General features: G+C 44.3%; 13 protein-coding genes. 8 read left to right on the top strand and 5 right to left on the bottom strand.

Going from position 1 to position 15,105, the window contains the following annotated elements; genetic code table 11:
* The first annotated feature begins 188 nt into the window (after positions 1-188).
* Positions 189-2,099: a tRNA uridine-5-carboxymethylaminomethyl(34) synthesis enzyme MnmG gene (gene mnmG, locus BJP34_RS14910; protein WP_070393018.1), complete on the top strand. Its 1,911-nt coding sequence runs from the start codon at positions 189-191 to the stop codon at positions 2,097-2,099.
* Positions 2,100-2,292: 193 nt separating this feature from the next.
* Here mnmG and BJP34_RS48900 read toward each other — a convergent pair whose 3' ends face one another.
* Positions 2,293-2,421, bottom strand: a complete 129-nt coding sequence (locus BJP34_RS48900) for a hypothetical protein (protein WP_267876573.1) — start codon at positions 2,419-2,421, stop codon at positions 2,293-2,295.
* A 2-nt stretch (positions 2,422-2,423) separates the two neighbouring features.
* On the opposite strand from BJP34_RS48900, the gene BJP34_RS14920 reads away from it, so the two are divergent.
* Entirely contained in the window at positions 2,424-3,569 is a 1,146-nt protein-coding gene (locus BJP34_RS14920; protein WP_070393020.1) for a hypothetical protein, read from the top strand.
* A 305-nt stretch (positions 3,570-3,874) separates the two neighbouring features.
* Positions 3,875-4,465, top strand: coding sequence for a TIGR04376 family protein (locus tag BJP34_RS14925; RefSeq protein WP_070393021.1), 591 nt, complete (start codon positions 3,875-3,877; stop codon positions 4,463-4,465).
* Between the two features lie 330 nt (positions 4,466-4,795).
* Here the strand turns inward: BJP34_RS14925 and BJP34_RS14930 are convergent, their stop codons facing one another.
* Both BJP34_RS14930 and BJP34_RS14935 read right to left on the bottom strand, forming a co-directional pair.
* Positions 4,796-5,149, bottom strand: coding sequence for a hypothetical protein (locus BJP34_RS14930; RefSeq protein ID WP_070393022.1), 354 nt, complete (start codon positions 5,147-5,149; stop codon positions 4,796-4,798).
* Between the two features lie 96 nt (positions 5,150-5,245).
* Positions 5,246-6,256 carry a phosphoribulokinase gene (locus tag BJP34_RS14935; RefSeq protein WP_070393023.1) on the bottom strand — a complete coding sequence of 337 codons (1,011 nt, stop codon included), beginning with the start codon at positions 6,254-6,256 and terminating at the stop codon, positions 5,246-5,248.
* A 568-nt stretch (positions 6,257-6,824) separates the two neighbouring features.
* Between BJP34_RS14935 and petH the strand changes: the two genes are divergently transcribed.
* The 3 genes from petH (at position 6,825) to BJP34_RS39865 (ending at position 10,652) form a co-directional block, all read left to right on the top strand.
* The gene (petH, locus tag BJP34_RS14940) at positions 6,825-8,009 is read left to right on the top strand and encodes a ferredoxin--NADP reductase (protein WP_070393024.1); all 1,185 of its coding nucleotides are present in this window, start codon (positions 6,825-6,827) and stop codon (positions 8,007-8,009) included.
* Between the two features lie 377 nt (positions 8,010-8,386).
* A complete protein-coding gene (gene ftsH2, locus BJP34_RS14945; protein WP_070393025.1) occupies positions 8,387-10,273 on the top strand; it encodes an ATP-dependent zinc metalloprotease FtsH2 in 1,887 nt (628 codons plus the stop codon).
* A gap of 187 nt (positions 10,274-10,460) precedes the next feature.
* Entirely contained in the window at positions 10,461-10,652 is a 192-nt protein-coding gene (locus BJP34_RS39865) for a hypothetical protein (protein ID WP_149030989.1), read from the top strand.
* 33 nt (positions 10,653-10,685) lie between these two features.
* Here BJP34_RS39865 and BJP34_RS14950 read toward each other — a convergent pair whose 3' ends face one another.
* Together BJP34_RS14950 and BJP34_RS48905 are read right to left on the bottom strand one after the other, a co-directional pair.
* Positions 10,686-12,245: a response regulator gene (locus tag BJP34_RS14950; RefSeq protein WP_229424373.1), complete on the bottom strand. Its 1,560-nt coding sequence runs from the start codon at positions 12,243-12,245 to the stop codon at positions 10,686-10,688.
* Positions 12,246-12,276: 31 nt separating this feature from the next.
* Entirely contained in the window at positions 12,277-12,402 is a 126-nt protein-coding gene (locus BJP34_RS48905; protein ID WP_267876574.1) for a hypothetical protein, read from the bottom strand.
* A 756-nt stretch (positions 12,403-13,158) separates the two neighbouring features.
* On the opposite strand from BJP34_RS48905, the gene BJP34_RS14955 reads away from it, so the two are divergent.
* Both BJP34_RS14955 and BJP34_RS14960 read left to right on the top strand, forming a co-directional pair.
* The gene (locus BJP34_RS14955; RefSeq protein ID WP_070393026.1) at positions 13,159-14,229 is read left to right on the top strand and encodes an ABC transporter substrate-binding protein; all 1,071 of its coding nucleotides are present in this window, start codon (positions 13,159-13,161) and stop codon (positions 14,227-14,229) included.
* Between the two features lie 23 nt (positions 14,230-14,252).
* A complete protein-coding gene (locus BJP34_RS14960) occupies positions 14,253-15,092 on the top strand; it encodes an ABC transporter permease (RefSeq protein WP_070393027.1) in 840 nt (279 codons plus the stop codon).
* The last annotated feature ends 13 nt before the right edge of the window (positions 15,093-15,105 follow it).

The raw sequence follows: 15,105 nt of genomic DNA on the forward strand, positions 1-15,105 counted from the left end.
CAAGGCCAAGGCCAAAGCCTGTGCCACAAATCTTTTCCCTACGCTGGGTTTATTTTAAGCTGACCGCTGACCGCTGACCGCTGACCGCTGACCACCCAAACCCTTAATTTTTAAATTAAACTATAAAAAATGAACCATTTTCTGGTATGGAATTACTCACCTTTGATTTCTGATCCTTCCTTAGACCCATGGATTCCCAAGTAGATTTCCAAGATGCCTTTGATGTGATTGTAGTTGGGGCGGGACACGCTGGTTGTGAAGCCGCCCTAGCTTCAGCACGGTTGGGCTGTCGTACTATCCTACTTACCCTCAATCTAGACAAAATTGCTTGGCAACCCTGTAACCCAGCAGTGGGAGCACCAGCCAAGTCTCAACTCACCCATGAGGTAGATGCTTTGGGTGGAGAAATAGGCAAAATGGCTGACCGTACCTACCTGCAAAAGCGGGTACTGAACTGTTCACGGGGACCAGCGGTTTGGGCTTTGCGAGCGCAGACGGATAAGCGAGAATATGCGGCTGTGATGAAGGAGATTGTAGAAAATCAAGAAAACTTGACTCTCCGGGAAGCCATGGTCACGGATTTGGTGCTGGGGGCTAATGATGAGGTGATAGGTGTTCAGACTTACTTCGGTGTGGCTTTGAAAGCATCGGCAGTGATCTTGACAACTGGCACTTTCCTGGGTGGACGGATCTGGGTGGGAAACAAGTCCATGTCAGCAGGACGGGCTGGGGAATTTGCGGCAATTGGCTTGACGGAAACCCTTAACCGCTTAGGCTTTGAAACGGGACGACTCAAGACGGGAACCCCCGCACGGGTAGATAAGCGCTCCGTAGATTACAGCAACTTGGAACCTCAACCAGGGGATGAGGAGGTGCGCTGGTTTAGCTTTGACCCAGATGTGTGGGTGGAACGAGAGCAGATGAATTGCTATCTGACCCGCACGACTTCTGAGACTCACCGCTTGATTCGGGACAATCTTCATCTATCCCCAATCTATGGAGGCTGGGTGGATGCTAAAGGACCCCGATACTGCCCTAGTATTGAAGATAAAATTGTGCGCTTTGCTGATAAAGAAAGCCACCAGATTTTTATTGAACCAGAAGGACGAGATATTCCAGAACTCTATATCCAGGGATTTTCAACTGGATTACCAGAAAATTTGCAGTTGCAGCTATTGCGAACTCTTCCGGGATTAGAAAATTGCGCTATGCTGCGTCCTGCTTATGCGGTTGAGTATGATTATTTACCGGCAACTCAGTGTTATCCGACACTGATGACTAAGACAATTGAGGGATTGTTCTGCGCTGGACAAATTAATGGTACCACTGGCTACGAAGAAGCAGCAGCTCAAGGGATTGTATCGGGAATTAATGCAGTGCGCTACGTCCGCCATCAGGAAATGGTGGTGTTTCCTAGGGAAGAAAGCTATATAGGCACGTTAATTGACGATTTGTGTACCAAAGACCTGCGGGAACCTTACCGAATGCTGACTAGCCGTTCGGAGTATCGGTTACTATTACGGTCTGATAACGCTGACCGCCGTATGACTCCTTTAGGACGGAAACTGGGTTTGATTGATGACCGTAGGTGGCAGCTGTATCAACAAAAACAGGCAAACATTACTACAGAAAAAACCCGACTCCAGTCGGTGCGGATTAAGGAACATGATCCAATCGGAATTGCGATCGCATCCGATACCCAGCAAAAGATCAAAAACTCGATTACCTTAGCTGAGTTACTACGTCGTCCTGGTTTCCACTATGTCAATCTAGACCAATATGGACTGGGTGACCCTAACCTGAATCAGTCGGAACGGGAAGGAGCAGAAATTGATCTAAAATATGATGGTTATCTTAAGCGTCAGCAAAAGCAAATTGACCAAGTTTCTCGGCAAGCTAATCGGCAGTTACCACCAGATTTGGATTATGCTGCTATAGAAACTCTATCCAAGGAGTCTCGTGAAAAGCTTAGCCAGGTCAAACCTATGACTATTGGTCAGGCATCGAGAGTTGGCGGGGTCAATCCAGCAGATATCAATGCGTTGCTGGTATATCTAGAGGTGCGGGAACGAAAGTTAAGTCGTGTTGTGGCTCCCTAATCTTAGGGTAATCTGTTAGTGATTCCTAATCTTAGGGCTGAGGAGATCGGCATTGCTCAATCAATGAATGAATATGAGTGGGGTGGGCTCCTACCTGGCAATTGTAACGGGCAAGATGCCCGTTCCACGGCAAGATGCCCGTTCCACGGCAAGATGCCCGTTCCACAACAAGATGCCTATTCCACAAAACTATTCAAATCATTCCATTATTAAGCAACACCCGATTTTTGAGGATTCTTCCCATAGAAAAGTAAAGTTTTGGGTCTCGGAAGATAATCTTCTCAAAGATATAGTCATAGTCAAAGTTACGAGAGCATACCATCGATGTCTCAGGATGTGATTACCAAAGACAAATCAACAGAGCGGTTGAACCCTCCCCTTCCCATTCAGCCATGGTCGGTAGATGCTGAAGCCGATAGGTTAATGGATGATTTATTTGGGGATCTGTACCAAATGATTGAAAACGGCTGCGAGTTGCCGAGAGAACCCCCTGAGCCAGACTATGTCTCCTTAGAACCGATAGCAATCCCGAAAATTCCCATATCAGCAGCAATCATTCCCTTTCTGGAATCGCCACTCCCCGCAACCCAGGAGTTAGCCGAAACCACCTCAAGTGAGTTGCAAACGACAACGGCAGATACTGACTCTAGTACTATCGCCGATAACTCTAGTCGGTTTTTAGACAAGCTCCTATGGACTTTAGCCTTACTGTCCCTATCCGCAATCACAATGATGTGGCTGACTAGCCAAGGAAAGCTAACTTGGTCATGGTTGAACAACTTGGTGGCTTTGGTATCATTACAACAAGGCAAAGTCTCAGAACATGATGCCCAGTTTATTAACTATATGTTGCGATCGCTAGAAGTAATTGACCGCAAAGCAGAAGCTATCAAAAAAACTGTGATCGCTCAATCATTACCAGACCCCACGCCTCCCAATCCTCCGGTAGCTCCTAACTCAGCAGCAACTGCAGCACCAACTGCTATCAAAGAACGTGTCTTAGAACGAGTTTATTACATACCAATTGAAAAGGTTCCAACCCCTGATCCTGCCATAGCATCCTCAGCGCCAGTCACACCATCCCCTGCTACTACACCATTACCTACACCATCCCCATCACCAATCCCGAAACCTCCGTCAAATGCTGTTCTAGAACCACCGCCACCAACTATTGTAGAATTACCGCCACCACCAATGCCAGACCCCCTGCCCACCGCTACTCTTGACCGACTCCCTACCCCCCCACCTCCCCCACGAACATCACCTGCTATCAAACATACCTTGGTAGGATTACTGGAGCTAGGAGAACAATCTGCTGCTTTGTTTAAAATTGATGGTGTTACCCAACGGGTTAAGCTGGGGGAAGCAATTGCTAATAGCGGTTGGACTCTAGTCTCTGTAGATAATCAGGAAGCAGTTATTCGACGCAATGGTGAAGTTCGTTCAATTTACGTTGGACAACATTTTTAGCTATGTAAGATCATGACTGTAATAAATCACCATATCGAATGTAAAAAACAAATTATAACGCTCTAGGGAAATTAAGAACAGGATGGCTCGGTTGCCAATTGCCAATGGTATTTTGTAGTGGGTTATATTATGTATGCGATCGCATACCCAATTTGTGCGATCGCAAAAACCCCAATGGTCACTTAAATTAACTATTATTAACTAACTATATTTAGCATTCCTGTAGCTATTTCAGATAAGCTGAGATATGTTGATATAACAGAGTGAAAGATATATGATCTAATAGGATCTAGGATAGTGGTGCAGTGGGACTATTTGAAGACCTGAATCGATTTCTAGAAAGTCGTCTAGAAGAATTTCTCCGCAACAATCCTCATCTAGAGTTACAGGCACTAGAGGAGCAGTTGCGCGAGCAAGAAAAAGACACACTGCGGCTAATTATTGACTTACAGCAACAGGAAAAACGGTTGCAAGACCAAATTCTCGCCGTTGCCAAAGACATTCAACGTTGGCATGAGCGTATTGAAAAGGCTAAGTCCCACAACAGATTTGATTTGGCTAAAGGAGCTCAAGAGCGAGAAGCAGCTCTGTTACGTCAAGGCAATCAGCTTTGGGGTCAGATGGAAGGGGTTAAACAGCGCATTACTAAAGCCAAGGAACTCCAAGAACAGATTAAAAACCGTCGCGCTGAAGTGCAGGCTAAAGCTAGAGATACAGCAGCAGCTCGCGCAAGTGCTCAGCCGAAGGGGAACTCCCAGACATTTGCCTGGAATCAGACAACCAAGAGTAACCAATACAATATTCCTTCTGGTGTAGACCCTTTAGAGCAACAGTTTAAAAGCTGGGAAATGGATGAAGAGTTGGAGCAAATGAAGCGGAATATGAACCGTTCTTGATGCAGTCGCTCATGGGGGAAACCACGGCAGTCGCTCATGGTTTGTTCGCGTTCGCCTTTGGCGTGGCCTACGGCCAAGCGTGGCCTACGGCCAAGTTACCGTAAGATAGTGGAGCCTTGTCTTGATGCAGTCGCTCATGGGGGAAACCCCCAAGACCGCGCAAATCACGCTATTAACAAATATTGAACCCTTTTCTGCATAACCTGCTAACTATAAAGGCGACCCTATCTAAGGTTTCGTCTCCGGGGGAACCCCCTTTGGCGGCGCTGCCTTCCCAAGACCGCGCTGCATCGCTTGATAAAGGATGAATTATTAAAAATTAAGAATTCATTAATCCTTTTTTTGAAAAGGACGATTAATAATAAAAGAAATTGATTTTTGTTGGATAGGCAAGGTAGGAAATAAGGACTGCTTTGTAGGGTTTAATTTAGCAGTATTGGTAATGTCTTGGTCTTGGCTGTCTTGGCTTAGATTAGGAGCAGATGAATCAGATGGAAAGGAAGGCTGGCGAAAAATCCAGCCTGGATGCTTGCCATAGTTAGAAGCGATCGCTAATAAGGCTCCTGCTAAGATAAACACTGGTAGTGGTAGAGTTACGTGTCTAACCCACTGGTAGATTTCCACCATCACAAAAAACACCAAAACGCTAGCTATCCAAATCTTTATAACTCTATCCGATACCATGCCAATCTTATGCTCTGATTCGGTTTGTTCCGTCTGAGGAAGCTGATGGAATGTGAGTCACGCAAACATTGTTTCCATCAGCTCCTGTAGACCATACTACACCTTGGCTGCTACTTTGGCTGGAGCGGATATCAAGGTTTCATAAGTTGACCGCATCTTCAGACCAACAAGAACCTGGAACAACCCAGAACCATTGTTAGAGCCAGGATAATCCTTGTGCTTGAGCAATAACTCAGTCATCTCTCCATCGTACTTGGTTGAGGTATTGCTGAGGTGACTTTCGATGTAAATCATCTCGTTTAGGTTATCAAACTGACCATCTACCTCTAGTACAGAGACTTCGTTACCCATGTAGCTGTCTGGTCCATAGTACATTTTCAGGCCAGGATAAGCACAGGTTAGCTTGCGACCACAAGGTCTCCAATCGATGGTTGACCCTTCATCAAACAGATAAACTGGCTCGAAGTCTTTCACTCCTTCCTTTTGAACTAGGCGCACCCGCAGTAGATTGCTTTCCTTAGCTGCCTCTCCCTGAAGCAGCTGGGTGGGAAAGATTTGAATGACCACATCAGCGTATTGCTTCTGGACTTCAATGTAAGCTTCAAAGTCTGGACGTCTAGCTTCAATCGACGCTAGGATATCCTCATAACGATGGCCCCGTTCTGCCATGTCCCGCTGGATTTTCCATTGGATTTTGACCTCATCGCTAATGTCTAGGTAAACGCCGAAGTCAACCAGATCACGCACCCGCTCATCATAAAGAGGGTGCAGGCCTTCAATCACTACAACTTTATTTGGCTCAATCCGCTCTGGTGGATCAAGTTCACCGGTCTCATGGTTGTAGATAGGTTTGTCTATGCCCCGACCTTCTTTTAGCGCTTTGATTTGCTCATACATCAAGTCAAAGTTATTTGCCTTAGGATTAAGGGCAGTAACTTTTTTCTCTTTGCGCTGTTTGCGATCCAGACTGTGATAGTCATCCAGACAAATCACCGTCATGAACTCCTGGCCAAATAGGTCGGTCAAACGCTTGAGAAACGTTGATTTACCGCATCCTGAGTCTCCAGCAACTCCTATAACTACCACCCTCTCCAGATCTGTGGTCATATCTTCCCTCTAACGTAAAACATATTCTCAAATCAGTTTTCAGTAAGCCAAAGCCCAAGCCTGGGAGCAATCTGACACACGCTTATAGTGGTGCTTGATAACATGCCACCATAAATCCACTCGCTTAAGTACTAACCACTAGGGAAGACCAAAGCCAAGCTCTGCTTAAGTATTTACTACTAGCTGCTCATAGTGGATTCTACCAAAACCAGATTGCTTATACAAGGCTGATTGTCAGTAGCATTACCTCGCTTAGTACTTATGCTAAGGTTTGTTGGGCATTTTTTAAAGAAAAAATTAAACTGACTCAGGATTTACAGTTTTTGAGTTACTCATCATGTAACTTGAGAGTAGTGCCTAGCAGTGCCTCTACACTAATTCTCTCCCTGATAAACCAAAAACATTACTGGGCATAGCTTTACAATGTTACGCTAATAAGGCATTATTCGGGGTTATTACTAGCTAGCCGCTCACCCATCGACCGTGAGTCCGTTTGTGGTGCCAAGGCAAGTCTTAGGAATACATAGTTAGCAATACATAGTCAGTTTGGTTTGGAGCAATACAAGCAATGTCTAGTCCTAGCGAGTCTACTAATTCCAGCACTAGTACAGAATTTGGTAGTCGCACTTACCTTTATGAGGTAGTCGGTCTTCGTCAAAATGGACCGATTCGTCAGAGTGGCACGGTTTTGTTGACGGTGCCCTATAACCGCATGAAGCAGGAAATGCAGCGGATTGCTCGCATGGGAGGGAAGATTGTCAGCATTAAACCTCTATCCAGTAGTGCTGCGAATGGGTCAGTGGCCCAAACAGAACCTACCCAGTCAGAAAACACAAGTACGCCTATGACTCAAGCGAAACCCAAAAAGGCAAAAGATGATATCCCTGTCAATACCTATCGACCCAAAAACCCCTTCATTGGTAAGTGTATATCAAACGAACAACTAGTCCGGGAAGGGGGTATTGGTAATTGCCGTCACATCAAATTTGACCTTTCTGGAAGTGAGCTGCGCTATCTCGAAGGTCAAAGTATTGGCATTATTCCCGATGGTACTGATGACAAAGGGAAACCCCACAAGCTTCGTCTGTACTCCATTGCTTCTACTCGTCACGGCGATGACCTGGATGATAAGACAGTATCCCTGTGTGTCAGACAGCTGCAGTACAAACATCCCGAAACTGGGGAAACCGTAAACGGTGTTTGCTCTACTTTCCTGTGCACTATGAATCCAGGGGATGATGTCAAAATCACTGGACCGGTGGGTAAGGAGATGTTGCTGCCATCAGACCCCAATGCCAATATCATCATGATGGCAACGGGCACTGGTATTGCACCATTCCGCGCTTTCCTATGGCGGATGTTTAAGGAGCAGCACGAAGATTACAAGTTCAAGGGCTTGGCTTGGCTGATCTTTGGTATTTCTACTACCCCTAACATCCTCTACAAAGATGATTTAGAAGCAATGCAGCAGAATAACCCAGATAACTTCCGCCTCACCTATGCCATTAGCCGTGAGCAGAAGAATTCTGAAGGGGGCAAAATGTATATCCAGCACAGGGTGGCCGAACATGCTGACGAGTTGTGGAAGCTGATGCAGGAACCAAACACCCATACCTACATCTGCGGATTAAAAGGTATGGAAGGTGGTATTGATGAGGCTTTGACCGCTGCAGCTGCTAAAGAGGATGTAGATTGGACTACATACCGACAGCAAATGAAGAAAGCACATCGCTGGCACGTAGAAACCTACTAGTAAAAACCTAATAGGTTACGGCTGGTATAAAGTAAATCCTCCTTTTGGAGGATTTAGATCAAACTAGCGCGTCTGTTTCCTTTGCCAATAGGCCTGAGGGACACAGGCGCGCTACTGTTTTTTTGAGCTTATCCTAACTCCCTTGCTCAGATGATGAGAGTTATGTTAAATTTAGTTAAAATAACGTTACAATAACTTGTGTTATCACCAGTTATGTGTCAATAACCCTCAAAGGTATTGACAGAAAATACAAACATACTATAAGCAAACGGTTTTAGGGTATTCAATCAATTTTTGATCTTGAGTTCTTTTGTAATCAGATCCTCCCTAACAGGGTGATACCAGCATTCGTTACCAGTAATAGAGGCGAATAAAACATGAAATTTTCTTGGAGAATACTCCTACTCTGGACATTACCTGCCCTAGTCATTGGTTTTTTCTTTTGGCAGGGAACATTTGCCAGTACTACCGGGAATATGGGTAGTAATACCGCCAGTACTCGCATGACCTATGGTCGCTTCTTGGACTATATTGATTCCGGTAGAGTCACTAGTGTTGACCTCTATGATAGTGGTCGCACAGCGATTGTAGAAGCTGTGGATGTGGATCTTGATAACCGCTTACAACGGCTGCGAGTAGATCTTCCCATTAGTGCACCGGAACTGATTTCTAAGCTCAGAGAGTCTAATATTGCTCTGACATCCCATCCCGCTCGTAATGATGGAGCAATTTGGGGACTGCTGGGGAATTTAATTTTTCCGATTCTCTTGATTGCGGGATTATTTTTCCTATTCCGTCGCTCCAGCAACATGAATGGTGGTCCTGGTCAAGCGATGAATTTCGGGAAATCCCGGGCGCGGTTCATGATGGAAGCGAAAACTGGGGTCCTGTTTGATGATGTGGCCGGTATCGAAGAAGCCAAAGAGGAACTCGAAGAAGTAGTTACATTCCTCAAGCAACCGGAACGGTTTACCGCTGTCGGAGCACGAATACCAAAAGGTGTGCTGCTGGTCGGTCCTCCTGGAACTGGTAAAACCCTCTTAGCAAAAGCGATCGCTGGTGAAGCAGGAGTGCCTTTCTTTAGTATCTCTGGTTCCGAATTCGTGGAAATGTTCGTAGGTGTTGGTGCCTCTAGGGTTCGTGACTTGTTCAAAAAAGCTAAGGAAAATGCCCCTTGCTTGATATTTATCGATGAAATTGATGCGGTAGGACGGCAACGGGGAGCTGGAATTGGTGGTGGTAATGATGAACGGGAGCAAACCCTAAACCAATTGCTGACGGAAATGGACGGGTTTGAAGGAAACACTGGCATTATCGTGATTGCGGCTACTAACCGTGCGGATGTGCTGGATACAGCTCTGTTACGTCCCGGACGCTTTGACCGCCAGGTGATGGTAGATCCCCCAGACCTGAAAGGGCGGATTAAGATTTTGGAAGTCCATGCTCGGGATAAAAAACTGGCTTCAGAAATTTCCATCGAAGTAATCGCAAGACGGACTCCTGGATTCACTGGTGCTGATTTATCCAACCTCCTCAATGAAGCCGCTATCCTGACTGCTCGCCGTCGCAAAGAAGCGATTACCATGCTGGAAATCAATGATGCGGTTGACCGGGTAGTGGCTGGGATGGAAGGTACTCCCCTGGTAGATAGCAAGAACAAGCGATTGATTGCTTATCATGAAGTTGGTCACGCTATTATTGGTACTCTAGTCAAGGATCACGATCCTGTACAGAAAGTTACCCTGATTCCCCGAGGACAAGCTCAAGGTCTCACCTGGTTTACTCCTAGTGAAGAGCAAGGTTTAATTACCAGAGCTCAGCTTTTGGCTCGCATTACTGGAGCGTTAGGCGGTCGAGCTGCGGAAGAAGAAGTATTCGGTCATGCTGAAGTCACTACTGGTGCCGGTGGTGATTTGCAGCAATTAACTGGGATCGCACGGCAAATGGTAACTCGCTACGGGATGAGTGACTTAGGTTCTCTGTCCTTGGAAAGCCAAGAGGGAGAAGTCTTTCTCGGTGCGGGATTAATGTCTAGGGCAGAGTACTCTGAAGAGGTTGCTGCTCGGATTGATCAGCAAGTTCGTCAAATTGTAGAACATTGCCATCATGAAGCACGAGAGATCATTCGGGAGAATCGAGATGCGGTTGATCGATTGGTGGATCTGTTGATTGAAAAGGAAACTATTGAAGGTGAGGAGTTCCGTCAAATTGTGGCTGAGTACACCGATGTGCCTGAAAAGCCACAGTATGTACCTCAGTTATAAGGATTTATTGAAAGTTTAAGGTTTAAGGTTTAATGTTGAATGTTGAATGTTGAATGTTTAATATTTAATGTTTAATATTGATGTTTATCCTGAATCCTTAATAAATAGCCCGTTTATCCAATGTTTGAGGAGCTAATAGTTTAGGTTACAGCCAAATTTAATTGGTAGTTTAATGGGCATCGAACCCATGCAATTACCTACTATGCTTCCCCGGCTTGTTCACAAGTCGGGGATTGTTGTGATTTTGTTCATTGAATATAGCGGTTTTCTTGAGCAATCAAGTATAGGGAATTTTCTTCCTTGCTCCCTGTTCCCTACTCCCTGTTCCCTGTTCCCTGTTCCCTGTTCCCTGTTCCCTGTTCCCTGTTCCCCTTACTAAACTACCTCACCCAATTAAAAACTGCTATAACATCTAAGCCAAATATGGCAAGATTACTTGAAACTTTGTTCCCACACCAATTTCGCTGTCCAGGTTAATCTTACCCCGATGCAATTCAACACATTTTTTAGCAATAGCCAGACCTAATCCTGTTCCTTTTATAGCACCAACATTAGTGGCTCGATAGAAAGATTCAAACACTCGTTGCTTTTCTTTTGGCGGAATACCAATCCCTGAATCCCGAATAGTTAAAATCGCTTCTTCTGGCTGACAAAATACATCAAATTTAATGATGCCTCCTTGGGGAGAATATTTAACCGCATTAGATAGTATATTAGTCAAAATTTGTCCAACTAGCTGTTCATCTAAATTAACTTGACTAGAATTACTCTGACTGGAAAAATCTATTTTATAGTCACTAGTTAAAGTAAGCTGTAAATTATTAAGGATTTTTTGGCATAGTTTTTCTAGATTCAAGTATTCAGGATGACAATCAAGTTCCCCTGATTCAGTTTTATCTAGGAAAATTACATTGGTCAGGAGTTGGTTCATGTGTTCAACTGCCCATCCAATTTGTTGAAAATGTTTCAGTTTTTTATCGTCTGACAATTTTTCACTGTACTTAGCTAGCAATTCAGTAGAGGATTGAATCATCATCATTGGAGTACGAAACTCATGAGATATCGTACTAATAACCCGAGATTTAAGTTCACTGAGTTCTTTTTCTTGTTCTAGGGATTTGCGAATGATTTCTGAGCGACGTTCTCGTTCTTGGATATCCGCTTCCAATTTGATTTTCTCTTTTTCTAAAGCTTGAGCTTTTCTAAGTTCAGTGGTGTCTTGTAGCATACCCGAAAAACCGGTAACTACACCATCAATAATCAAGCTTGAATGAATAGTAATCTCTCCCCAGCGGCACTTCCCTGTTTTGGTAACATATCTTATTTCATGTTTAAAGGAATCCTTTTCACCCTTGACTAGAGACTGCCACAATTGTTGATAACGTTCCTGATCATCAGGATCAATAAATTTTAGGCAATTTTTCCCGAGACTTTCTTCTACAGTAAAGCCAGTGAAAGTAGTCCAGGCGGAATTGAGAAATATCCAGTGTCCAGTGGCATCGATTTGAAAAAACACTTCTTTAACACTTTCTACCACAGAACGATATTGTTTCTCCCTCTCCCGTAAGCTTTTTTCTGCTCGATTAGCTTGGATCAGACGACGGACACGCTGCCTTAGCACTGATGGTTGGATGGGTTTAGTTATATAATCCGTTGCTCCGACTTCAAATGCCCAATCAACGGAAGCTTGGTCATTAAGTCCAGTAATCATTAATACTGGTGTTGATTCATTTTTAAGTAGCTTTTGGATTTGGGCGCAACACATAAACCCATCCATCACTGGCATCATAGCATCCAGTAAGACTATATCCGGTTTTAGCTCAGTATAAGTTGCCAGACACTGCTCCCCATCCCCTACATCTTCGACGTTATATCCCTCATTTTCCATAATTTTACGCAGCATTGTCCGCGTTTGTATATCATCATCGGCCACCAGGATTATAGGAGGATGGTTTTGTTCAGGATTAATCATAGTTAAGTTACTTAGTTTATACTGTTGATTTTTAATAGACTTCTTGCAGAAGTCGGGAACAGGGAACAGCGATGCAGCGCGGTCTTGGGGAGGCAGCGCGGTCTTGGGGGTCCCCCCCATGAGCGACTGCCGTGGTTTCCCCCATGAGCGACTGCATCAAGACGGGAACAGGGAACAGTGGACAAGAATTGATTCAAACACTATCATAAAAATACTTTTGCAAGAGATATAATAGTTAATTTATTTTTTTAATTAATTGTTGTTACGTCAACTTATTAATATTATTCATCATTTTTTTATAACTTATTACCCTTAATTGAACTACATTGATAAAAAGTGCTATAATTATGAACCTTAGCACAGCAATTTTGCCTGCACGAGCATGATGCTCACAGGAATAATTTATTTGACGAATCAAATCGGATTGTTAGAGTACAGAGGATGGTAGTTTGAGAAGGTATAAAAGTACTCAGCTTTATCTTCCTGGATCATCTCTAGTTGCCAAAACCGTATTTTTGGGTATTTTTTTGAGCTTGCAGTCAATGAAGATCTAGCAGAAATTACTCAAAGTGTTGACTGTTGACTGTTGACTGTTGACTGTTGACTGTTAATAGTAACTTTGAGTCAATGCATAGCCTACCCAAATTCTAGTGAGGCACACACCAAATTTCTTTCCTCTGGTCTGCTTCTTCCCACTCTTCCCCTCTGACCCTAAAAAAAAATAAGAGAGTCACAACTGCGGCTCTCTTAATCATCAGGGTGCATCTACTGATCTAAATATAACACAAATAATGAGGGGTGCAACCCCTCACCCCAAAAAACTGACAATTTGTTACTTTTGATACCGTCTTCAAGGAAAAGTTAACTGGAAACGGATGGGTTAACCCATGTAACGGATATAACGGAAGATGATATGGTTGTACAAACACTCAAGTTGTGGTCAAGGCGTCAAACTCTGCAATGGCTAATCTTCGCATCCAGCACCGTTATCCTGGGGGCATGTACTCCCCCAAAGCAAACCTCTTCTGGGAATAACTTGGGTGATGCTAAGCCTAGCCCATCGATGTCTTTCTCTCTAGGGGTGACCACTTGGATTGGTTTAACTCCTCTTTTGATTGCGCTCAAAAAAGGCTTCTTTCAGGAACTGGGGCTAAGGGTTGACCTGAAAACCTTTGGGTATAATCCCGATTATATCTCTGCCTTTTTAGCAGGAAAACTGGATGCTATTGCTCCTGTAACGTCTGAAGCAGTCTTATTGGCAACTAAGGGCAAAGACTATCGGATTGTTTTGGTAGAGGATAACTCCGTTGGTGGAGATGGCATCTTAGCCCGCAACAGTATTAGTAGCATTAAGGACTTTAAGGGCAAGAAGATTGCTATTGAAAAAGGGGCAGTTAGCCATTTCTTTCTACTAAAAGTACTGACAGCAGTTGGGTTGAGTGAAGCTGATGTTACCTTGGTGAACGTGGATCCAGCGGGGGCAGCAGCAGCTTACCAGGTGGGGAATGTGGACATTGCTGTTACCTATGCACCATTCCTAAAACAGGCTAACTTGGCTCAACCTGATGGACGCATTATCTATGACTCGTCCCAAATACCAACAGCGATTACTGATGTTTATCTGTTTGCCACTGAGTATATCGAAGCCAACCCAGAGGCGGTGGAAGCCTTTGTCAAAGGGGTTTTCAAAGGACTAGGGTTTCTCAATCAATATCCATCGGAAGGGTTAGCGATCGCAGCGAAGGAGTTGAAAATTGAGCCGGATGCCCTAGCTGCTGATCTAAAAGGGATTAGTCTCCCAGATGCTCGTGCCAATCTGGAAATGCTAGGAAATAAGCAGAGTGATTCCTACTTACTGGAGCCGTTGATGGATATGGCGAGGTTTTTGGCAAAGCAAGGCAAGATTGATACTATTCCTGATATGGAGCAATTTCTGGAACCGAAATTTGTTAAAGCTGCTTTAGAAACATTACACATTAAGTAAATCTGCTGTCAGTTAAGACCCCTGTGCCACAACCTATATCTTCTCCCCGCAAACGTTATCTACGACCATCCGTATTTTGGAGTATCCGTCAGGGTTTTCCTGGCTGGCTCAGTTTCCTGCTTAGCATCATTGCTTTAGTGGTACCCCTGCTAGTTTGGATCTTCCTAAGCTATCAAGAATTAGTAGACCCAAGATTCTTGCCAAGTCCGATGGTTGTCCTGAAAGCTGGCTGGAAGATGTTGACAGAAGAGCAGTTACTGACTGATATTATCGCCAGTTTTACCCGTGTGCTAGTTGGTTTTCTGTTTGCGGCAGTAGTTGGTATTCCCATTGGCATTGCCATGGGGACATTCTACAGCATGGAGAGCCTGTTTGGTACGATTGTCGGTATTGTACGCTATATGCCAGTGGCGGCGTTTATGCCTCTAATTGTTCTGTGGGCAGGCTTAGGTGAAACCGCAAAGATCATAATTATTTTCTTGGGAATTGTGTTCTACAACGCGATAATGATTGCTGATGCTGTCAAGTTTATCCCTGATGAAATGCTGAATGTAGCTTACACTTTGGGAGCGAATCGGGTTGATGTATTATTTCGAGTGATTCTACCAGCAACTCTACCAAATATTATTGATACGATGCGGGTTAATGTTGCTGGTGCCTGGAATTTTCTGGTGATTGCGGAATTAATTGCTGCTGAAAATGGTTTGGGCTTCAAAATTATCTATTTTCAACGATTCCTAGAGACAGATAAAGTGCTCTTTTGTATTTTAGTCATTGGACTCATTGGGTTAATGCTGGATTTTGGGTTTAGGTTGCTTTTCCGCTTAACTGTTCCTTGGTCGGAGCAATTTGTTGAGCGTTAAAGGTTTAATATAG

Origin of the sequence: Moorena producens PAL-8-15-08-1 (assembly GCF_001767235.1) — a bacterium.
GTDB classification, from domain to species: domain Bacteria; phylum Cyanobacteriota; class Cyanobacteriia; order Cyanobacteriales; family Coleofasciculaceae; genus Moorena; species Moorena producens_A.